Below are 20,912 nucleotides of genomic sequence, written 5' to 3' on the forward strand. Positions count from 1 at the left end.
CCAGGACCGTGTACCAGGCCAGGGTCGTATGCCCGGCCTGCGACGGGCTGACGCACCGGCCCACGGCCCCGACCCACCACGCACCTAAGGGGCGCGGGGAACGGCGCGACCAGCCACAACCAACCCGCAGCCACCCAACCGCCGGAGGCACCCCGCGGGGAACGGCGCGACCAGCCACAACCAACCCGCAGCCGCCCAACCGCCGGAGGCACCCGGCTACCCTGACCCATATGACCTCCGAGGTCCCCACCCGCACATACCGCCGACTCTCAGTCGAAGAACGCCGCGGCCAGCTACTGAACGCGGCGCTGGACTTGTTCGCCCACCGCGCACCGGAAGACGTGTCGCTCGACGACGTGGCGGAGGCCGCCGGAGTGTCACGCCCGCTCGTGTACCGGTACTTCCCAGGCGGCAAGCAGCAGTTGTACGAGGCCGCCCTCCGCTCCGCCGCCGAAGAGCTGGAGCACTGCTTCGCCGAACCCCCTCAGGGCCCGCTGACCCAACGGCTGGCCCGCGCGCTCGACCGCTATCTCGCCTTCGTGGACGAGCACGACGCGGGGTTCAGCGCCCTCCTCCAGGGCGGCAGCGTCATCGAAACGTCCCGGACCACAGCCATCGTGGACGGCGTACGACGAGCCGCCGCCCAGCACATCCTGAGTCACCTGGACGTGAAGGAGCCGGGGCCACGGCTCCGGATGACCGTACGGATGTGGATCACCGCCGTCGAGGCCGCCTCGCTCATCTGGCTGGACGAGGAGAAGGAACCGCCGCTGGACGAGTTGCGCGACTGGCTGGTCGAGCAGTTCGTGGCCTGTCTCGTGGCGACCGCCGGACGCGACCCGCAGACCGCCGGCGTCGTACGGGCCGCGCTCGCGCTGGAGACCGCAGAGGGACCGCTCGGCGAGCTGGTCCGCAGGGTGCTCCCCGTGGTCGGCGACGCCCGTTTGTGAGACTGGCCCCGTGAAGAGCGAAGACACTCCCTTCGTGGGCGGGCCTCTCGACGGCCGCGTACTGCCGGTGCTGCTCGGCATGACCGGGCACCCGCCGAAGGTGTACCGGGTTCCGGTGCCGGACGCGGCGGGCGGTCCGCCGACGGTTCTGGTCTACCGGCGCGTACCGGCGGCGCAGGGCAGAAAGCTCGCTCTGCACCCGGGGTGGAAGTACGAGTTCGACCCCGAGGGCGACAAGGGCGGCAAGCTCAAGTGGCCGTGGTCCAAGCCGGAGACCAAGCCAGCCGCCACGCCGCGCGGCAAGCCCGACGACGCAGACGAGTGACCCCCTTGAGCCGAACCGACCACTGCTCGCGCGAGCGCGACGCAGCCGTCTGATGCTCGCGGTACGGGGTGGAGGGGCCACCCCGTACCGGAGGTGGTGACGTGTCAGGAAGGCTTCTGCGTCTGGTCTGTGCGGCGGCGATCGCGACCGGCGCAGCTCTCTCGCCAGTACCCGCAGCAGCCGCCGCGGAGCCCGGCGACCCCGGCGAACGGTCCGTAGCCGAGCTGCTGACAGACCTTCAGCGCCACTACCGGGAAACCGAGCAGGCCACCGAGACCTACAACGCCACCGAGGAGAAGCTGACCGACCAGCGCGCCGAGGTCGCGAAGCTGAACCGGCGGCTCGCCAGGGCCCGGCTCTCCCTGCACGACAGCCGCAACGCCGCCGCACGGCTCGCCCGGCAGCAGTACCATAGCAGCACCGAGATCTCCCCGTACGTACGTCTCCTCCTCGCCCGCGACCCGCAGCACGCCCTCGACCAGGAGCATGTGATCCGGCAGCTCGCCAAGCAGCGGGCCGCGACGGTGAACCGGCTGACCGGGAGCGAGAAGAAGACCGCCGAACTCGCCCGCGCCGCCCGCAAGACCCTCGACGGCCAACTCACCCTCGCCGAACGGCAGAAGAAGGACCGTGACGCCGTACAGCAGCGTCTGAAGGACGTCGAGGAACTGCTCGCCTCCCTCAGCCCAGACCAGCGCGCCGAACTGGCTGAGCTGGAGAAGGCCGAGGTCGCCGAGGCGCAGGAGGAGCTGGTGGCCTCCGGCGCGCTCGGCAGCAGCGCGCGCCCGCCCTCGCGGAAGGGCGAGGCGGCGCTGCGGTACGCCGTGGAGCAGATCGGCAAGCCGTACGAGTGGGGCGCCGAGGGGCCGGAGTCGTACGACTGCTCGGGGCTGACGTCTCAGGCATGGGCACACGCCGGGCAGCCCATCCCCCGTACCAGCCAGGAGCAGTGGGACCAGCTCCAGAAGGTGCCTCTGAGCGAGCTGCGTCCCGGGGACCTCGTCGTCTACTTCCCCGAGGCCACCCACGTCGCCCTCTATCTGGGCGACGACATGGTGATCCACGCACCCCGGCCCGGCGCGAAGGTCAAGGTCTCACCGCTCGCGGCCAACCCCGTCCTCGGCGCGGTCCGCCCGAACCCGGCCGGGGAGCCCCTGCGGCAGTACACGCCACCGAAGCTCCCCCCGGGCGCGACGGACGGATCCGACGAGGGGTACGAGGGCGAGGGTTAGGAGGGCGAAACCCCTTCGGCGGCTGCCTCGCCCACCACCGACGCCAGATACGCCTCGGTCTTCTCGGGCTCGTAGAAGAAGTTCTCGAAGTCCGCCGGGTCGTTGAAGCCGTTGGCGAAGCGGTCGGCCACCGGTGGGAGCTGGCCCGCCGCGCCGATCAGGTTCAGGACGTGCTCCGGCGGGGCGCCGAGCATCGCGTTGGTCCACTTGGTGACGTACTGCGCGGTGTCCCAGTAACGCTCGAAGGTCCCCCGCATCCAGGCCTCGTCGAAGGGCTGATCACCGTGCGAGAGGATCGAGTCCAGGTACGAAGCGGCGCATTTCGAGGCGGAGTTGGAGCCCTGGCCGGTGATCGGGTCGTTCGCCACGACGACGTCCGCGACGCCCAGGACCAGTCCGCCGCCGGGGAGGCGGCCGACGGGGTTGCGGACGGTGGGGGCGTAGCGGCCGGAGAGGGTGCCGTTCGCGTCGGTCAGTTCGGCCTTGGTGGCCCGCGCGTACTCCCAGGGCGTGAACTTCTCCATGAGTTCCAGGGTCAGGGAGAGGTGTTCGGCCGGGTCCTTGACGCCCTGGAAGACGTCGAGCGGGCCGCCGGGTATGCCCTCGAAGAAGAGGATGTCGGCCCGGCCGGAGGTGGTGAGGCAGGGCATGACGAAGAGTTCGCCGACGCCGGGGACCAGGTTGCAGCGGACGGCTTCGTAGTCGGGGTGCTCGGGACGGGGGCCCAAACCGTGGACGTACGAGACGGCCAGGGTGCGCTGCGGCTCGCTGTACGGGGAGCGGGCGGCGTCCCGTCCGAACATGGAGACCAGCTCGCCCTTGCCCGCCGACACCAGCACCAGGTCGTACGTACGGGAGAAGTAGTCGAGGTCGGAGACCGCCGCGCCGTGGATGACGAGCTGGCCGCCACGTTGCGCGAACGTCTCCATCCAGCCGGCCATCTTCACGCGCTGGTCCACGGACTGCGCGTAACCGTCGAGGCTGCCCACCCAGTCGATCGCGCGCTGCGTCGGCCCCGGGTCGTGGGAGCCGGGGGCCGCGACCGAGACACCGAGTCCTTCGATCTTCGGGGCCTGGGACTCCCAGAAGTTCAGCTGGAAGTCGCGCTCGTGCTGCAGGGCCGTGTGGAACATGCACTGCGTGGACATGACGCGGCCGGTACGGATCTCGTCCGCCGTCCGGTTGGACATCAGGGTGACCTCGTACCCGTGCGACTGGAGTCCGAGGGCGAGCTGGAGTCCGGACTGACCGGCTCCGACGACGAGTATCTTCCGCATGCGGGTCCTGTCTCCTACCTGGAACTACTGACCTGGAACTACTGGCGACTACTCGGGGCTGACTTCGAGCGCGTGGCCGACGAGGGCCAGCAGGGTCTCGATCACCGAGATCCGGCGGCGCGCGTCCATGATCATGACAGGTATGTGTGCGGGCACGGTGAGGGCCTCGCGCACGTCTTCGGGCTCGTACCGCTCGGTGCCGTCGAAGTGGTTGACGGCGACGACGTACGGCAGTCCGCAGCTCTCGAAGTAGTCCAGCGCGGGGAAGCAGTCCTTCAGGCGGCGGGTGTCTGCGAGGACGACCGCGCCGATCGCCCCGCGTACCAGGTCGTCCCACATGAACCAGAACCGCTGCTGGCCCGGTGTGCCGAAGAGGTAGAGCACCAGGTCGTCGTCGAGCGTGATGCGGCCGAAGTCCATGGCCACGGTCGTCGTGAGCTTCTCGGGAGTCGCACTGAGGTCGTCGGTGTCCTCGCTCGCCTCGGTCATCAGCGCCTCGGTCTCGAGGGGCGTGATCTCCGAGACGGCGCCGACGAGCGTGGTCTTGCCGACGCCGAAGCCGCCCGCCACCACGATCTTCGTGGCGATCGGGGCACGCGTCGGGTCCGTCTGCCAGGCCTGGAGGTTCTCGTCCGCGTCCGGGACGGCTATGGGTTCGGCGACGGCCTCAGAGACGGCGGAGTCCATTCAGCACCCTTTCGAGCAGTGCGCGGTCCGGCTGTCCCGGGCCGTGACCGGTTCCGTACACGCGGATCTTTCCCTGGTCCGCCAGATCGCTGATGAGTACGCGGACCACGCCGAGCGGCATCTTCAGCAGCGCGGCGATCTCGGCCACCGTGCGCATCCGGCGGCAGAGTTCGACGATGGCCCGCATCTCGGGCATCACACGGGTGTTGAGTGAGCCGTTCGTCAACTCCCGGCGCTCCTCGGGGGCTTCGAGCGCGGCGGTGCTCGCCACGAAGGTCTCGACGAGCAGTACGTGCCCGAAGCGCGTACGGCCGCCGGTGAGCGAGTACGGGCGTACGCGGGCCGGTTTCCGGTCGGCACCTCGCATCGGAAGCTTGGGGGCCTTGCTCACTGGGTGCTCCCTATCGACGCGTCCTCTATCGACTGGCGCAGCTCGCTGCGGAGTTCGGGGGTCAGGACGTGCCCGGCGCGGCCCACGAAGAGCGCCATGTGGTACGCGACGACGCTCATGTCGCAGTCCGGCGCGCCGTGCACACCGAGCAGCGAGCCGTCGCTGATCGACATGACGAAGAGGCTGCCCTCCTCCATCGCGACCATGGTCTGCTTGACGCGGCCGGAGTCCATCAGCCTGGCGGCGCCGATGGTGAGGCTGCCGATGCCGGAGACGACGGTGGCGAGGTCGGCGGAGGAGCCCCTGGGGCCGGTGGGCCTGGCCGTGCCCGCCACGGCGACGGCCTCCGCGTTTCTCCCGGGGTCGGAGGAGAGCAGCAGCAGACCGTCGGAGGAGACCACCGCGACCGACAGGATGCCCGGCACCTCCTCGACGAGGTTCGTCAGCAGCCAGTGCAGATTGCGGGCCTCATTGCTCAGTCCGAAGGTACTCGGCGCTGTCAACTGCTTGCCTCCTCGACTGTGTCCCCCTGAACTGTGTCCCCCTCGGTTTCCACGACTTGTGCTGCGCGTTCCGCTGCGGGTTCTGTTGCGCGCTCGCGCTCTGCTGTGGGCGCTGTCTGCTCGGCGAGTTCCGCCTCGACGTCCCGGCGGCCCTCGATCGCGCCCCGGTGGAACCCGCCCAGCCTGCGGCGCAGCGCCTCGGCGTCCACGGAGGCCGCGCGTGGCCTGGCCGCCGGTGCGGGCGCGTTGATCTTGGGCGTCCGCTTGGGCAGGCCCTTGTCGGTGACGTGCTCCGGCTCGTCCGCGACTCGCTCGTCCGTGCGCCGCTCGTCCACGACACGCTCGTCGGGGACTCGCTCGTGGGAGTCGGGGCCGATGGCGTACGGGTCGGGGTTGGAGGCCTGCGCGGGGATGGCGATGAGGGCCATGGTGGTCTCGGGCCCGGAAGGCTCGGGTGGCTCGGCGGGCTCCGGGGACTCTGGCGCCTCGGCGGGCTGAGCGTGCCGAGCGGACTCTGCGGGCGTGGGCTCGGCCTCCGGTGCGGAGGGCGCGAAGGACGCCGCGTCGTCGCGTACGACTTCCTCGGCGCCGGTGTCGGAATCGGCGCCTGCGCCGGTCTCCTCCTGTACCGTCTCCTCCGCCGCCGCGATCAGCGGATCCCGGCTCGACCCGCTCGAACGGCCGTGCAGCACATTGGAGTTGGCCTCGGAGTCGGCGCCGGGGAACGACAGCGAGCTGGCGCTGCCGACCGCCGGGTGGGTCGCCGACGGGACCGCTATGACCGGTGCGGCGGCGAGCAGCGACTTGGGCAGGACCACGACCGCCGCGATGCCGCCCTGCTTCTGCTCGCGCAGCCGTACCCGTACGCCGTGCCGGTGGGCGAGCCGCGCCACCACGTACAGGCCGAGCCCGAGACCCTCGCCGTCCTCCTGGTCGTAGGCGTCCTCGGGGTCGAAGTCCGAGAGGCGGGCGTTGAGCTGGTCGAGCCGGTCGGCGGTCATGCCGATGCCCTCGTCCTGGACGGAGAGCATGACCTCGCCGCTCTCCAGGAGCCAGCCGGAGACCTCGACGGGGATGTCGGGCGGCGAGAACGATGTGGCGTTCTCCATGAGTTCGGCCACCAGGTGGCTGATGTCGTCCGCCGCGAACCCGGCGAGGTGCGCATGCGGCGGCAGCGCGGCGATCCGTACCCGCTCGTAGCGCTCGATCTCGCTGACGGCGGCGCGTACGACATCGACGAGCGGGACCGGCTCGGGGTGCTGGTGGCCGTGTTCGGCGCCCGCGAGGACCAGCAGGTTCTCGCTGTGGCGGCGCATGACGGTGGCGAAGTGGTCGAGGCGGAAGAGCGTGCCGAGCCGGTCGGGGTCCTGCTCGCGCTCCTCGAGCTGCTCGATGACGGAGAGCTGCCGCTCGACGAGGCCGAGGGTGCGCAGCGAGAGGTTGACGAAGGTGCCGTGGATGCTCTGCCGTACCTGCGCCAAGTGGGCGGCGGCCTCGGCGAGTTCGCCACGCAGTTTGTCGCGCTCGTCGGCCATGTGCTGCCGTTGGCCGATGAGGTGCTTGCGGTCGCCCTCCAGGCTCGTCAGCCGCTCCTGGAGCGCGACGGCGTGCGCGTGCAGGGCGTTGACGGAGCGTACAACCTGGGCGAACTCGTCGTTGCGGCCGGTGAACTTCACCGGCTCCTCGGCGGCCGGGGCGGCGGCGAGGCGGGCCGAGCCGAGGCGGAGCACGGCCAGCGGGCGGGTCAGCGTACGGGCCATGGCCGTGGAGACGCCGACGGCGACCAGCATCAGGAAGCCGAGGAGCGCGATACGGATCTCCAACGCGGTGACGTCGTCGTCGCGCAACTGGGCGAGATCCTTGGCCCGTTGGCTGTTGAGGGACGCCTCGATGCCACGCATCGACTCGACGCGGGCGGAGAGCGCGGCGTCCAGCTTCTCGGTGTTGGTGCCGAGTTCGGACTCGGAGAGGGTCGCCCGGTCGACGAGGGTCGCGAGGTACTTCTCGGCGGAGGTGACGTCAGGGCCGGTCACCGTGGAGTAGTACGAGGCGCTGTCGGTGTTCGGCGCGGCGTCGTGGAAGTCGGCGAGCGCGGCCTGCTCGCGGACGTTCGCCTGCTGGGCTGCGGCGCTGAGGGCGTTGCGCGTCCTGGTGTCGGCCGCGGAAGACGTGGTCTCCCTGCTGGTCTCGCCGGTGATCGGGTCGGTGACGGTCTCGGTCCTGGTGGGCACGTTCAGCGCGGCGAGGAGCAGTCCACGGGTGGCGGCGGCCTGCTGGACGGCGGTGTCGAGGTCGGCGAGCGCGTGCGCGCCGGCGCCCGCGCGGGGCGGCAGCTGCTCGGCCAGATCCTCGGCGAGACCGTGGAGTTCGGTGATGGCGGTGGAGTACGCCCGATGCGCTTCGAGAGCGGTGCTCTCGCCGGTGAGCGCTGCTCTGCGTACGGAAGCGATCTCGTCGAGGTCCTTGCGCAGTTCGGCGGGCGCCTCCTCGGTGCTCAGCTCGTCGACCTGCCGGTCGACGCGGGCACTGTGCCGCTCGGAGGGGCCCTCGCCGTCGGGGCGGCCGGCCGCGATGTAGGAGGTGACCTCGTCGCGTTCGTCGGCGAGCGCGTGGGCGAGGGTCAGCGCGTCCTTGGTGTGATCGGCGAGCGTGACCAGGTTCTGGGAGTCGTTCAGGTCGCTCGAGGCGGTGACGACGGAGGGGGTACCGGCTCCGGCGATCGCGGCGGCCACGACGGCGACGGCGACGATCAGCCGGGTGCGTACGTGGGCGGGGCGGCCTTTTCCTGCGGGGTCGGGGTGACTGGGCTCTCGCGCCGGGGAGCCCGGCGGGCGCCCGGAGGCCTCGCTCGAGGCCGTCTGACTGCCTTTGCGCCGAGGCCGCATCTTCTGCACCGATGCTCGCATTCTTGACTCGTGTACCCATGGGCCCGGGTGACGACCAGTAAACAAACGTGTCGTCACCGTTACGGCTTCCGACCCTCCCAGTGCCGGTGAGCAGTGGCCGCGCATCGCCTGACCCGCCACCCAAAGGAGTGAACCTCGGCGGGGCAGGGGTGGGCAAGTTCCTCTGGCCCGTGCAGCGACCTTGCGCGGCGGGCCGGTTGGACTCCCACAGCGGCCGGTGGCAAGATGCGCCGCCGCGCTCCGGCGGAGCCGATTATTCCGCCTCATTTCAGGCGTGTGACCTGCCACTCCGCGCCAATTCGGCGACGATTGCCAGCCTTTGACGAAGCTTGTGAAGGGCTCGTGCAGACTGGCCGAATGCGTACGGAACTGATCTCGGTCCCTGGTGATCCCGCCCGCCCGAACGAGGACTACGCGGCGGCCGGACTCCCGGCCTCCGGTCAGGGCGGTTCGCTTGTCGTGCTTGACGGAGTGACTCCGCCGGCGACCGAGGTGGGCTGTGTGCATTCGGTCCCCTGGTTCACGGCGCGGCTCGGCGGAGCGCTGGGCGAACTGTCCGCTTCACGCCGAGATCTGCCCCTCGCCGAGGTGCTGGGCCAGGCCATCTCACGAACCGCGGACGCCCATCGCACCACATGTGACCTTTCTCACCCACGAACCCCTCAGGCCACTGTGGTCCTCGCCCGCTGGTCCGCGCACGAGGTCGAATACCTGGTCCTGTCCGACTCCGCCCTCCTCGCCGAGTCCCCCTCCGGCACGGTCACCCCGCTCCTCGACGACCGCCTCTCCCGCGTCCCCCGCGCCTCCCTGGCCACACACGCGATCACCGACGCGACGATCCGCAACAAGGAGGGCGGCTTCTTCACGGCCGCCGCGGACCCCTCGGTGGCGGCACGCGCGGTGACCGGCACGCTCCCGCGCGCCGACGTCCGCACGCTCACCGCCCTGACGGACGGCGCCACACGCTGGGTGGACAAGTTCCACCAGGGCGACTGGGCCGACCTCGTCACGCTGGTACGCAAGGAGGGCGGCCAGGCTCTCGTCGACCGGGTGCGGGCGCTGGAACGGGCCGATACGGGGCGGGAGTTCCTGGGGCGGAGCAAGACGCATGATGACGCGACGGTGGTGTACGTGGAGTTGTGACGGCGCCCAGTTCGAGCGTGGGGGTTACAGCCCGGCGCGCGGTTTCCACCCGTACTCCCCCGGAGGTCAGCCCTCGCTTCTCCGGTTCAACTGGTTCAGCAGCCGGGCCAGTTCGGCCACCTCCTTGCGGTCCCAGTTGGAGAGCTGCCGTACGTATCGCGCCCGCCGCGCATCCCGGACCGTACGGAACCTGGCCCGCCCCTCCTCCGTGAGGTGGACGAGCCAGGCGCGGCCGTCGGCGGGGTCGGGCTCGCGGGCGATGAGACCCAGCTCTTCGAGGGCCCTCAGCTGCCGGGACATGGTGGCCTTGCCGACGCCGATGAAGGCGGCAAGCTCGGTGGCCCGCTGACCGCTGCGCTCATCCAGGCGTGCGAGCAGTCCGTACGCGGCGGACTCCAGATCGGGGTGGACCTCCCGGGCCATCTCACCGGAGGAGGCCCGAGCGCGCCGCAGGAGAACGGTCAACTCCCGCTCCAGGGCCAGGAATTCCTGATCCACACCCTGTCCTGACCGCAACGGCTGTTCCTCACCGTTTCCGCCCTCGCCCACATCGGCCCCTGACTCTGCTTCCCGATCCTGAAAGTTGGCCGAAGCTTAGTCATTCCCGCAGCTCCGGGGCTATTTCCGAGGAGCAGCTCAGGGCACGGGGAGGCGCAGGTTTTTAGGGGCGCGGGGAACTGCGCGAGCAACCACAACGAACCCGCACCCGGCAACGAACCCAAAACCCACCCCTCACCGCGTCCGGCCGTATGGCGAAGACCCGGCCCCCGCGAGGGGACCGGGTCTTCATTCCCGATGGCGTCCGTCACGCCGCCACCGGAACCTCCGGAGCCGCGCCGTTCGTCGCCGGGGACAGCGCCAGCTCCAGCACCTGGCGGACGTCCGTGACGGCGTGGACGTCGAGCTTCCCCAGAACCTCGGCGGGCACATCGTCCAGGTCGGGCTCGTTGCGCTTCGGGATGATGACGGTGGTGACACCGGCCCGATGCGCGGCCAGCAGCTTCTGCTTGACGCCGCCGATGGGCAGCACCCGCCCGGTCAGCGAGACCTCACCGGTCATCGCCACATCCGTACGCACGAGCCGTCCGCTCAGCAGCGAGGCGAGAGCCGTCGTCATCGTGACGCCCGCGCTCGGTCCGTCCTTGGGGACCGCGCCCGCCGGGAAGTGGATGTGCACGCCCCGGTCCTTCAAGTCGGCCACGGGCAGCTCGAGTTCGGCGCCGTGCGAGCGGAGGAAGGAGAGCGCGATCTTCGCGGACTCCTTCATCACGTCGCCCAGCTGGCCCGTGAGGGTCAGACCGGCGGCTCCCGTCTCCGGATCGGCCAGCGACGCCTCCACGTAGAGCACGTCACCACCCGCACCGGTGACCGCGAGCCCGGTGGCGACACCGGGGACGGCCGTACGGCGCTCGGCCGGGTCCTGGGCGGACTCGGGCACATGGTGCGGCCGGCCGATCAGCTCACGCAGATCGCCCTCGCCGACCGTGAACGGCAGCTTCCGCTCGCCGAGTTCGTGCTGAGCGGCGACCTTGCGGAGCAGTCGTGCGATGGCCCGCTCCAGGTTCCGTACACCCGCTTCCCGCGTGTACTCACCGGCGAGCTTGCGCAACGCGCTCTCGTCGAGGGTGACCTCGGCCTTCTCGAGACCGGCCCTCTCCAACTGCCGCGGCAGCAGGTGGTCGCGGGCGATGACGACCTTCTCGTCCTCGGTGTAGCCGTCGAGCCGCACCAGCTCCATGCGGTCGAGCAGCGCCTCCGGAATGGCTTCCAGGACGTTGGCCGTGGCCAGGAACACCACGTCGCTCAGGTCGAGTTCGACCTCCAGGTAGTGGTCGCGGAAGGTGTGGTTCTGGGCGGGGTCGAGGACTTCGAGCAGGGCGGCGGCCGGGTCGCCCCGGAAGTCGGAGCCCACCTTGTCGATCTCGTCCAGGAGCACGACCGGGTTCATGGACCCGGCCTCCTTGATGGCGCGGACGATACGACCGGGCAGCGCGCCCACGTATGTACGCCGGTGACCGCGGATCTCGGCCTCGTCGCGTACGCCGCCGAGGGCGACCCGTACGAATTTCCGCCCCATCGCGTGCGCGACGGACTCGCCGAGGCTGGTCTTGCCGACACCGGGCGGCCCGACGAGCGCGAGCACGGCACCGCCACGGCGCCCGCCGACGACTCCCAGCCCTCGCTCCAGGCGGCGCTTGCGCACGGCCAGGTACTCGGTGATGCGCTCCTTCACGTCTTCCAGTCCGGCGTGCTCGGCGTCGAGGATGGCTTGGGCGCCCTGGATGTCGTACGAGTCCTCCGTGCGCTCGCTCCACGGGAGTTCGAGCACGGTGTCGAGCCAGGTCCGGATCCACGACCCTTCCGGCGACTGGTCGCTCGACCGCTCCAGCTTGTCGACCTCCTTGAGGGCGGCCTCGCGGACCTTCTCGGGAAGGTCGGCGGCCTCGACGCGGGCCCGGTAGTCGTCGGACTCCTCGCCGTCCTGCTCGCCGTTCAGCTCGCGCAACTCCTTGCGTACGGCTTCGAGCTGCCTCCGCAGCAGGAACTCGCGCTGCTGCTTGTCGACACCTTCCTGTACGTCCTTGGCGATGGACTCGGCGACGTCCTGCTCGGCGAGGTGCTCGCGGAGCTGCTCGGTGGCGAGCTTCAGCCGGGCGACGGGGTCGGCGGTCTCCAGCAGCTCCACCTTCTGCTCGGTGGAGAGGAAGGGCGAGTACCCGGAGTTGTCGGCCAGGGCGGACACGTCATCGATCGCCTGCACCCGGTCGACCACCTGCCAGGCGCCGCGCTTGCGCAGCCAGCTGGTGGCGAGGGCCTTGTACTCCTTGACGAGGTCGGCGGCCTGACCCGGCAGCGGGTCGGGCACGCTCTCGTCCACCCGGGTCCCCTCGACCCACAGCGCGGCTCCGGGCCCGGTGGTGCCGGCCCCGATCTTCACCCGCCCACGCCCGCGGATCAGCGCGCCCGGGTCACCGTCGGCCAGCCGGCCGACCTGCTCGACAGTCCCGAGCACACCCGTACTCGCGTATGTCCCGTCGATGCGTGGAACAAGCAGCACCTTCGGCTTGCTGCTCCCACTGGAACGCGCGGCGGCCTGCGCGGCCTCCACCGCCGCTCGTACATCGGCGTCGTTCAGGTCCAGGGGCACCACCATCCCGGGCAGCACGACCTCTTCGTCGAGCGGCAGCACGGGCAGGGTGAGCGGTGTGGACGTCGAAGCCATGATCTCCCCTTTGGCAGTCAAGTTGAGTTATGCAGGCTCAATGCATAGAAGCCGCCGAATGTTCCCCGCCTCGGCGGCCGTTCGCTGTCAGCGATCACAGCTGTTGGGGACGGCGGGGCGACGCGTACCGTCTTCAGGTAATAACTGTGGCCAGCTAATGGCCATTACAGGGGGACGGGATGGACCGTACAGTGCGGGCCTGGGTGGACGGGTGGGTCGTCTCTCGCGGGGCGGCGCCGCCCGTGGTCGAGCCCTGGGGATACACGGTCGACGTGGGCCTGCCGGAGCACGTCACCCGACATCTCCTCGCCGCGACGAACGAGGCCGTCGAGGAGGCGGTGGTCCGGAAAGTGGCATCCGGGGTGACCGGAGCGGGCGTGTGGCTCAAGGTCTTCGCGGACCCGTCCGTCGTCGGCCCCTGGCTGGGTGACGACTGGTGGGTGGACCCGGTACCGGGCTTCCTGATGTCGGCCCCGCTGACCGCCGACACCCCCGCTCCACCGGTACCGGACGGCTACCACCTGCGCACCTGGTCCCGCGGCGGCGTCATCCGAGCCCTCGTCACGGCGACGGACGGCTCATGGGCCGCGCACGGCAAGATCGCCCCGACGGGCACGACGGCGGTCGCGGACCAGATCGAGACGGCTCCTGCGCATCGGCGCAAGGGCCTGGGCCGCCTGGTCATGGGGACACTCGCGCGGGCAGCGCTGGCCCAGGGCGCGGAAACCGGCGTCCTGGGCGGCACGCCGGAGGGGCGGGCGCTGTACGAGTCGCTGGGGTGGAAGGTGGTGGCGCCGCTGACGAGCGCGAGGTTCACGGGGGCAGGCTCTCACCGGGCGGAGTAGTGAGAGGCCGTCGGCGGCGCGTCGTGCGAGGCCGGAAGCGCCCGTCCCAGGCGTGCGAGCGGGGACAAAGCCATCACCGCTGGGGACAGCATCATGCCCGCGGCCGTCACCAGGAGGCCGGTACGCAGCCCCCACTCCTCCGCGAGAAACCCGCCGAGCAGGGAGCCGAGCGGGGCCATCCCCATGCCGACAAACATGATCGTCGCGGCCGCGCGGCCCTGCATCCCGTCCGGAGTGACGGCCTGCCGCACCGCCATGACCGTGACATTCACCAACTGACCAGCGGTCCCGAACACGAAGCTGATCGCCAGGAGCGCGGAAACCGTCACCGCCGAGGAGCTGTGCAGCGCGGGCACACACACGAACACGCCGTCGCCGAGTGCCGCCGCGGACACGAGCACTCTGCCGTAACCGAACCGGCTCGGCAGGCGAGCGGCCAGCATCGAGCCCAGCAGCGCGCCCGGCCCCATCGCCGCAAGCGCCAGCCCGACGGTGGTGCCGGACAAGTGCAGTTCCCGCGGCAGGAAGAGCAGATAGACGGTCATCATGGCCGCGAAGGAGAACTGGAAGGCCGCCGAGGCGAGGCACACGGTCCGCAGCGAGGTATCGCTGACGACAAAGCGGAGGCCCTCATGGATCCGTCGCCATACCCGAGGGGGACGTTCCGAGCGTTCCGGGATTGCTTCGGTCCGACGGATCCGCCGGATCGACAGGAACGACAGCGCGAAAAACACCGCGCTGGAGGCAGCAGCGATCGGCGCCGACAGCAGTGACACCAACGCACCGCCGAGGGCGGGCCCGCCGATCTGCGCCGCGGACCGGCTGCCCTCGAGCGCGCTGTTGCCCTGCAGCAACTGATCGCGTTTCACCAGTCGTACGAGAGACGCCTGATAGGCCACGTCGAAGAACACGGACAGCGCCCCGACGGCGAAGGCGACCACGAGCAGTGCGGGCAGACCGAGCCAACCGAGGAGACCGGCCACGGCGGCGGCGCCCAGTACCAGGGTCCGGCCGGCGTCCGTCACCACCATCACCGTGCGGGTCCGCCACCGGTCCACCCACGCGCCGACGAAGAGCGAGAGCAACAGGAGCGGCGCCTGCCCCACCGCGCGGAGGACGCCCAACTCACCGGCGCCGGCGTTGAGCGTCAGGACGGCGAAGAGCGGGAGAACGATCAGAGTGGTGTGTTCGCCGAGTTGGGAAGCTGTCTGACCCACCCAGAGCCTGCGGAAGTCGCGATCCCGCCACAGACTTGGCGGAACAGATCGACTGGAATCGGATACAGCGGAGGAAGTGGACGGCACGAAGATCCCTTGGATTGCCGACGACGAGGCCCATCACCCGGTGCACACCAGGTGCTCCTGCGATTCAGGCAGGTGAAGGCTCGCTGTGCCGCAACATCAAGGGCAGCACGCGATGACAGGCCGATCACGGCCTACAACGTCAACGCGCGCTCGGAAAACCGGGCATGTCTTAGCTCCTCGGGGGTGACTCGCTGCGCCCAAACCCTAGCCGTCGGCCGCCCGACGCGAAAGGCGGCCTCGTTCGCCTCTCGCGCAAACCAAGCAGGCTGAACCGGTAGTTCGGAGAAGAACTCCTGGACGGCGCCGTGGGAATGAACAAGGGCAACGACAGCATGGCGCCGGGCGACTCGGCATGGTGGGAGAGCCATCGAAACCGACTGGAGCGTACGGCTCAGGAAGCCGACCGAGACGCGTGACGTCGGACCAGACCTGATCGGGCGCGGCGGGGCATCGCTGAGTTCGGCTCCGGCGACGTGGCCGACGGCATTGCCAGCAGGCACGGGTGGGGTGGGCTGACGCCGAGAGTCGTTACGCCATGATCGGGCGCATGCTCGAGATCGTTTTGATGTCAGATCCGAAGATCGCAGCCATACCCGTGGTGGACTGCGGCGAACCGCTCCTCGATGTCCGGCTCCACGATCCTTTCCTCATCGGCATCGACGCTCGCAGAAATGATGCCTCAGGGGCTTTCGCTCACCTGCGGGAAGGGGTTCTGACTCGGCTCCTCGACGCACAAAGGCTGCTGCCGGAGGGCATCCGTCTGCTGTTCGTCGAGGGGTACCGGCCGCCCTCGCTGCAGCGTTCGTACTTCGAGGGGTACGCCGACGAGCTTCGGATCAACAACCCCGACTGGACTCCGGAACAACTCCGCGCTGCCGCAAGCCGATACGTGTCTCCACCGGAGATCGCCCCGCACAGCGCCGGCGCCGCCGTCGACCTCACCCTCATAGCCGCCGACGGCCAGGAACTCGACATGGGAACACGGGTGAACGCCAACCCGGAGGAGAGCGATGGCGCCTGCTACACCGCCGCCCCCAACATCGGCCCAGAAGCGCGAGCCAACCGGCAGATCCTCACCGAGGCCCTGACCGCGGTGGGCCTCGTCAACTACCCAACCGAGTGGTGGCATTGGTCATACGGCGATCGCTACTGGGCACTTGCTACTGGTGCCGACCATGCCGTCTACGGGCCACGGGAACTTGGCTGAGGCTCGCCGTTGAAGGCAGGGCGATGAGTTCTCGGCGCACGTCAGGTCTACACGTCCTGAGGAGCCCTGGAACCATGGATGGGAGCGGTATGAGCGGGCGTGTATCTGATAGCAAGGCCAGTGCCTCGGAGCCGGAACTTGTGCATCTGGACCCGGCGACGACAGCGGTTGTCCGTGGCGTCGTTCCAATGGTCGACCTGCGCGACTTCTTCGATGCTTCCTTCGGTGTCCTGGCCCGGACCATCGAGGCGCAGCGGATCACCGTACTGAGTCCGGCCTTCGGCCTTTACCACGGGTCGCCGGAGGAGACTTTGGATCTTGAGGTTGGGTTCGTTACGGATCGGGCGGTGCGGCCGGAGGCCGGGGTCGTGGTCGGTTCGCTTCCCGGTGGCCGGGTCGCGCGGCTGACGCACTTCGGGTCGTTCGACGGTCTCGGGGCCTCCTGGGACCGGCTGCTCTCCTGGATGCGGGAGCGGGGGCTGTCCGCCGGAGAGGACAGGTGGGAGACATACGTAACGAAGCCCTCTCCGGACATTGACCCGCGTGACCTGCGTACCGAACTCTCCTGGCCAGTGACGGACTGACAGACCTGATGCGGGGCGCTTCTACAGGCGACGCGTTTCGCGCAGCCAGTCGTCGAGTACGGCGAAGTCCGTATCGACGAGGCCGATCGTGGAATCGACGCGGTGGAGGAGGGCTCGTCCTGGATGGTGCGTTGAGACCCAGGTGCGATCGCGATCGGTCAGTTCGTCGTCGACCCAGATGAACGGGCAGCCCGCCGCGGCCTCGACGAGGGCTCGGGTCTTCCAGTGGAGCCCTCGTGCTTCGTCCTCCTCTGGCGCGTCCGGTAGGTCCGCCACCGGAAGTTCGGGCAGTCCGAGCAGGGGAGCTATCACTTCGTTGGCGTCATCCATCCAGGCGGTGGCCCACACCAGGGTGCAAGGCAGGGCCAGCAGTCGCGGACCGTGCGTGAGGTCGATCTTCGCCAGCTGAGGATTCGACACGTCCTGCCAGGCATCCCAGTGCTCGAGGGCCGAGGGAAGCCGCGCTCCCCCGAAGGGCAGGAGGGTTCCATCGACGTCCAGGAAGAGCAGCGGGCGCTCCGCATGTTCGGCCATGGCCACACGCTATCGGCTCGCCCCAAGCGGGCGGCTGCGCTCCATCAAGCGCTGCTGCCCACCGGCAGGTGGGTTCGGAAAATGTGACACCTTCCCCCATCACTGTCACATTTTCACGCGCACACCCCTCCACCTCTCCCTCCGGTGGACGTGACCGGGCACGGATTACCGTGACCGCATGACGACCGACTCGGCCTCACTCGAAGACCTCGCATCGTTGCCCAAAGCCGAGTTCGCCTTCCCCAGACCGCTCCACGACCAGCTTGTCGCGGCGATTCTCGACGGTTCCAAGACGTCCACGACGGGGCTTCTCGTCGACTACGAGCATGAGGGAGAGCCCCTGCCGGAGGCCAGGAGCCGTTCGGTGGTCGTCGACTCCGACGACCGGCCGGTGGGGGTCATCAAGGTGACCGACGTCCGCGTCGTACCGCTGGCACAGGTGGATCTCGCCCACGCGGTGGACGAGGGCGAGGGCTACACCAGCGTGGCCGAGTGGCGGGCGGGCCACGAACGGTTCTGGCACAGCGAGGAGATGCGCGCGGCACTGGAGGACCCCGACTTCACCGTGGACGACACAACGCTCGCGGTCCTGGAACGCTTCCGCCTCGTCACCGACCTCCGTCCCGTCGACTGACCTGCCGCGCCCAGCCAACACCGCCCTCACGCTGCGAGTTGCGTCGAACTCAGCTGGCAGAAGTCGTCCCACTCAGGTTCCGGCGACGGCACAAGTTGCGTCGAACTCGCCCGAACCCACCCCACCCTCGCCCTCCGCGAGAGCGACACCCCCACCGTCGTACTCCAAACCCACCGCCCCCAACTCGCCGCCCTCCTCCAGCACATCAAGTCGTACGCCCCCGCCACGCACCCCTGAGCACCGGCCACCGCCCCTCCCCGGAGCAACGGGCCAAAATGGCCCCATGACCACCACGTACGACACCCCCGTAGTCATAGACCGCCGCAACGGCCCGTACGGCGAAATCGTCCTGCGCCGCCACGGCGAACTGCTGCAGATCATCGCCAACGGGTGCTTCCTGATGGACACATCGGACGGCCGCTCGGAGCGGCTGCTGATCGACGCCGCTCGCGATGCCCTGGACGGGCGGCCGGAGCCGAGCGTGCTGATCGGCGGTCTCGGAGTCGGGTTCTCGCTGGCGCACGCGGCCGCCGATCCGCGATGGGGGCGTATCGCGGTGGTCGAGCGGGAGCGGGCGATCATCGACTGGCATCTGGACGGGCCGCTGGCGGAACTTTCACAAGCCGCGCTCGCGGATTCGCGTACGGAGATCGTGGAAGACGATCTGGTCGCTTACGTCAATGAGACATCAGACACGTACGACGCGCTGTGCCTGGACATCGACAACGGGCCCGGTTGGACCGTGACGGAGGGCAACGAAAGCCTCTATTCGGAGGCCGGACTCGCCGCCTGCGCAAGGTTGTTGAGGCCGGGCGGGGTGCTGGCCGTGTGGTCGGCCCAGCCCTCGTCTGATTTCGAGGGAACCTTGCGGAATGCCGGGTTCCAGCAGGTGCGTACCGAAGAGATCCCGGTTGCCCGGGGCGTTCCGGACGTCGTGCATCTCGCGGTCGGGCCTGGATAGCCGAGCGGTGGTCACTGCCCGTACTCTGCTGACCGACGCGGATCATTCAAGCGTCAAGCGCAGTCATGGAATCACCCCCACGATTCCGGAAAGCACACTTCAGGGGCGGGCGATGGAGCAGACCCACACATCCCAAAACGGCACGGCGGCCACGCCGGGCGCACAGCGCCGGGTGCTGGTGGTCGAGGACGATCCGACGATCGTGGACGCCATCGCAGCCCGCTTGCGTGCCGAGGGATTTCTCGTACAGACCGCCGGTGACGGACCGGCCGCCGTCGACACGGCCGAGGCCTGGCAGCCCGATCTGCTGATTCTCGACATCATGCTGCCGGGCTTCGACGGCCTGGAGGTCTGCCGCAGGGTGCAGGCACAGCGACCGGTGCCGGTGCTGATGCTCACCGCGCGCGACGACGAGACGGACATGCTGGTCGGGCTCGGCGTGGGCGCCGACGACTACATGACGAAGCCTTTCTCCATGCGTGAGCTGGCCGCGCGTGTACACGTGCTGCTGCGCCGCGTGGAGCGCGCCGTGGTCGCCGCGTCGACTCCTCGCTCCGGCATCCTGCGCCTGGGGGAGCTGGAGATCGACCATGCGCAGCGGCGGGTGCGGGTGCGCAGCGAGGACGTCCATCTGACGCCCACCGAGTTCGATCTGCTGGTCTGCCTGGCCAACACGCCGCGTGCGGTGCTCTCGCGCGAGCAGCTGCTCGCCGAGGTGTGGGACTGGGCGGACGCCTCCGGCACCCGGACCGTGGACAGCCACATCAAGGCCCTGCGCCGCAAGATCGGCGCCGAGCGGATCCGTACGGTGCACGGTGTGGGGTACGCCCTGGAGACGCCGACGCCGTGAGCGAGGCGGAGGGCACGGAAGAGCCGTACGCCGGGCAGGGACGGCGCCCCGCCCCGGGGCGGCCCCTCGCGACTGCCCTGCTGTGGTGGTCGAAGGCCCTGCTGTGGTGGTCCGACGTGCTGCTGCGGCGCTCCGAGACCCTGCGCCGGCGGTCCGACAGCCTGCGCCGGCGGTCCGACGCCGCACGCCTCCGGGCCGAAGCCGCGCTCCGCACGAAGGAAGGGCTCGTCGCCGGCAGGCTCTTCGGGTCTCTCAGCGCGGCGCTCCAGAATCTGCGGCCCTTCTCCATCAAGACGAAGCTCGGCACGCTCGTCGTCGTCTCGGTCTTCATCACCACCGGTCTGATGATGATCGCCGTGCGCACCGAGACCGAGCTGCGCTTCATCACGGTCTTCTCGATGATCGCGACGCTGCTGATCACGCAGTTCGTGGCGCACTCGCTGACGGCCCCGCTGGACGAGATGAACACCGTGGCCCGGAACATCTCGCACGGCGACTACACGAGCCGGGTCAAGGGCGCCGACCGCCGCGACGAACTGGGCGACCTGGCCCAGACGATCAACCGCATGGCCGACGACCTGGAGGCCCAGGACCGCCAGCGCAAGGAGCTGGTCGCGAACGTCTCGCACGAGCTGCGTACACCGATCGCCGGCCTGCGCGCGGTCCTGGAGAACGTCGTGGACGGCGTATCCGCCGCCGACCCCGAGACGATGCGTACGGCCCTGAAGCAGACGGAACGCCTCGGGCGCCTCGTCGAGACCCTGCTCGACCTGTCCCGGCTGGACAACGGCGTCGTACCGCTGCGCATGCGCCGCTTCGAGGTGTGGCCGTATCTGTCGGGCGTACTGAAGGAGGCCAACATGGTGTCCTCCGCGCGCGCGGGCATCCCCTCGGGCTCCGGCACCCACACGCGTACGGATGTGCATCTGCACCTGGACGTGTCGCCGCCCGAGCTGACCGCGCACGCCGACCCGGAGCGGATCCACCAGGTCGTCGCCAACCTCATCGACAACGCGGTCAAGCACAGCCCGCCGCACGGTCGCGTGACGGTGAAGGCACGGCGCGGGGACTATCCGGAGTCGCTCGATCTGGAGGTGCTGGACGAGGGTCCCGGGATACCGCAGTCGGAGTGGCACCGGGTCTTCGAGCGCTTCAACCGGGGCGGAGTCGTCGCACCGCACGGTCCGGGCAGCGACGGCGGTACGGGGCTGGGGCTGGCCATCGCGCGCTGGGCCGTCGATCTGCACGGCGGCCGGATCGGGGTGGCCGAATCCCAGCGCGGCTGCCGAATCCAGGTCACCCTTCCGGGGCTGCCTCCGCTCACAGGCTGACGTACGGTTCGAATCCGGATCTCCA

The 20,912-nt window shown here is 69.7% G+C and carries 20 protein-coding genes and 1 pseudogene; 12 read left to right on the top strand and 9 right to left on the bottom strand.

What is annotated here, in order from left to right:
- Positions 1 to 230 precede the first annotated feature (230 nt).
- The 3 genes from ACYVO6_RS42980 to ACYVO6_RS42990 all read left to right on the top strand — a co-directional run bounded on the left by ACYVO6_RS42980 (position 231) and on the right by ACYVO6_RS42990 (position 2,507).
- A complete protein-coding gene (locus ACYVO6_RS42980) occupies positions 231 to 950 on the top strand; it encodes a TetR/AcrR family transcriptional regulator (RefSeq protein WP_461071297.1) in 720 nt (239 codons plus the stop codon).
- 10 nt (positions 951 to 960) lie between these two features.
- Entirely contained in the window at positions 961 to 1,275 is a 315-nt protein-coding gene (locus ACYVO6_RS42985) for a hypothetical protein (RefSeq protein WP_461071299.1), read from the top strand.
- Positions 1,276 to 1,376: 101 nt separating this feature from the next.
- Positions 1,377 to 2,507, top strand: coding sequence for a C40 family peptidase (locus ACYVO6_RS42990; protein WP_461071301.1), 1,131 nt, complete (start codon positions 1,377 to 1,379; stop codon positions 2,505 to 2,507).
- On the opposite strand, the gene ACYVO6_RS42995 is transcribed toward ACYVO6_RS42990, so the two are convergent.
- From ACYVO6_RS42995 to ACYVO6_RS43015, 5 genes are read right to left on the bottom strand one after another with little or no spacing between them, the layout of a single operon-like run.
- Entirely contained in the window at positions 2,504 to 3,784 is a 1,281-nt protein-coding gene (locus tag ACYVO6_RS42995; protein ID WP_461071303.1) for a styrene monooxygenase/indole monooxygenase family protein, read from the bottom strand. The genes ACYVO6_RS42990 and ACYVO6_RS42995 overlap by 4 nt on opposite strands.
- A 48-nt stretch (positions 3,785 to 3,832) precedes the next feature.
- Entirely contained in the window at positions 3,833 to 4,471 is a 639-nt protein-coding gene (locus ACYVO6_RS43000; protein ID WP_461071305.1) for a GTP-binding protein, read from the bottom strand.
- Positions 4,452 to 4,838: a DUF742 domain-containing protein gene (locus tag ACYVO6_RS43005; protein WP_461071515.1), complete on the bottom strand. Its 387-nt coding sequence runs from the start codon at positions 4,836 to 4,838 to the stop codon at positions 4,452 to 4,454. Before ACYVO6_RS43005 ends, ACYVO6_RS43000 begins: the two co-directional genes overlap by 20 nt.
- Positions 4,839 to 4,858: 20 nt before the next feature.
- Complete coding sequence (locus ACYVO6_RS43010; protein ID WP_461071307.1) at positions 4,859 to 5,365, bottom strand: roadblock/LC7 domain-containing protein; 507 nt, start codon at positions 5,363 to 5,365, stop codon at positions 4,859 to 4,861.
- Positions 5,362 to 8,271, bottom strand: a complete 2,910-nt coding sequence (locus ACYVO6_RS43015) for a sensor histidine kinase (RefSeq protein WP_461071309.1) — start codon at positions 8,269 to 8,271, stop codon at positions 5,362 to 5,364. The genes ACYVO6_RS43010 and ACYVO6_RS43015 overlap by 4 nt, the downstream gene beginning before the upstream one ends.
- Positions 8,272 to 8,628: 357 nt before the next feature.
- Here ACYVO6_RS43015 and ACYVO6_RS43020 point away from each other — a divergent pair, with 357 nt between their 5' ends.
- Positions 8,629 to 9,414: a hypothetical protein gene (locus tag ACYVO6_RS43020; RefSeq protein ID WP_461071311.1), complete on the top strand. Its 786-nt coding sequence runs from the start codon at positions 8,629 to 8,631 to the stop codon at positions 9,412 to 9,414.
- 66 nt (positions 9,415 to 9,480) lie between these two features.
- Here ACYVO6_RS43020 and ACYVO6_RS43025 read toward each other — a convergent pair whose 3' ends face one another.
- Together ACYVO6_RS43025 and lon are read right to left on the bottom strand one after the other, a co-directional pair.
- Positions 9,481 to 9,963 carry a MarR family winged helix-turn-helix transcriptional regulator gene (locus ACYVO6_RS43025; RefSeq protein ID WP_461071313.1) on the bottom strand — a complete coding sequence of 161 codons (483 nt, stop codon included), beginning with the start codon at positions 9,961 to 9,963 and terminating at the stop codon, positions 9,481 to 9,483.
- A 256-nt stretch (positions 9,964 to 10,219) separates the two neighbouring features.
- The gene (gene lon, locus ACYVO6_RS43030; RefSeq protein WP_461071315.1) at positions 10,220 to 12,637 is read right to left on the bottom strand and encodes an endopeptidase La; all 2,418 of its coding nucleotides are present in this window, start codon (positions 12,635 to 12,637) and stop codon (positions 10,220 to 10,222) included.
- Between the two features lie 179 nt (positions 12,638 to 12,816).
- Here lon and ACYVO6_RS43035 point away from each other — a divergent pair, with 179 nt between their 5' ends.
- Complete coding sequence (locus tag ACYVO6_RS43035; RefSeq protein WP_461071317.1) at positions 12,817 to 13,482, top strand: GNAT family N-acetyltransferase; 666 nt, start codon at positions 12,817 to 12,819, stop codon at positions 13,480 to 13,482.
- On the opposite strand, the gene ACYVO6_RS43040 is transcribed toward ACYVO6_RS43035, so the two are convergent.
- The gene (locus ACYVO6_RS43040; protein WP_461071319.1) at positions 13,467 to 14,786 is read right to left on the bottom strand and encodes an MFS transporter; all 1,320 of its coding nucleotides are present in this window, start codon (positions 14,784 to 14,786) and stop codon (positions 13,467 to 13,469) included. The two genes, ACYVO6_RS43035 and ACYVO6_RS43040, sit on opposite strands and share 16 nt — an antisense overlap.
- A gap of 547 nt (positions 14,787 to 15,333) precedes the next feature.
- Between ACYVO6_RS43040 and ACYVO6_RS43045 the strand changes: the two genes are divergently transcribed.
- Positions 15,334 to 15,993, top strand: a complete 660-nt coding sequence (locus tag ACYVO6_RS43045; protein WP_461071321.1) for a M15 family metallopeptidase — start codon at positions 15,334 to 15,336, stop codon at positions 15,991 to 15,993.
- Positions 15,994 to 16,082: 89 nt separating this feature from the next.
- Complete coding sequence (locus ACYVO6_RS43050) at positions 16,083 to 16,577, top strand: GyrI-like domain-containing protein (RefSeq protein ID WP_461071323.1); 495 nt, start codon at positions 16,083 to 16,085, stop codon at positions 16,575 to 16,577.
- A gap of 21 nt (positions 16,578 to 16,598) precedes the next feature.
- On the opposite strand, the gene ACYVO6_RS43055 is transcribed toward ACYVO6_RS43050, so the two are convergent.
- Positions 16,599 to 17,111: an HAD domain-containing protein gene (locus ACYVO6_RS43055; RefSeq protein ID WP_461071325.1), complete on the bottom strand. Its 513-nt coding sequence runs from the start codon at positions 17,109 to 17,111 to the stop codon at positions 16,599 to 16,601.
- Positions 17,112 to 17,289: 178 nt separating this feature from the next.
- On the opposite strand from ACYVO6_RS43055, the gene ACYVO6_RS43060 reads away from it, so the two are divergent.
- From ACYVO6_RS43060 to ACYVO6_RS43080, 5 genes and pseudogenes are all read left to right on the top strand, one after another.
- Entirely contained in the window at positions 17,290 to 17,745 is a 456-nt protein-coding gene (locus ACYVO6_RS43060; RefSeq protein ID WP_461071327.1) for an ASCH domain-containing protein, read from the top strand.
- Between the two features lie 111 nt (positions 17,746 to 17,856).
- A pseudogene (locus tag ACYVO6_RS43065) lies at positions 17,857 to 17,982 on the top strand (hypothetical protein); the annotation flags it as partial.
- Between the two features lie 46 nt (positions 17,983 to 18,028).
- The gene (locus ACYVO6_RS43070; RefSeq protein ID WP_461071329.1) at positions 18,029 to 18,706 is read left to right on the top strand and encodes a spermidine synthase family protein; all 678 of its coding nucleotides are present in this window, start codon (positions 18,029 to 18,031) and stop codon (positions 18,704 to 18,706) included.
- Between the two features lie 112 nt (positions 18,707 to 18,818).
- Positions 18,819 to 19,556 carry a response regulator transcription factor gene (locus ACYVO6_RS43075; RefSeq protein ID WP_028802127.1) on the top strand — a complete coding sequence of 246 codons (738 nt, stop codon included), beginning with the start codon at positions 18,819 to 18,821 and terminating at the stop codon, positions 19,554 to 19,556.
- A 272-nt stretch (positions 19,557 to 19,828) separates the two neighbouring features.
- Entirely contained in the window at positions 19,829 to 20,887 is a 1,059-nt protein-coding gene (locus tag ACYVO6_RS43080) for a HAMP domain-containing sensor histidine kinase (protein ID WP_461071517.1), read from the top strand.
- The last annotated feature ends 25 nt before the right edge of the window (positions 20,888 to 20,912 follow it).

The organism is Streptomyces pseudoechinosporeus, from assembly GCF_054783935.1.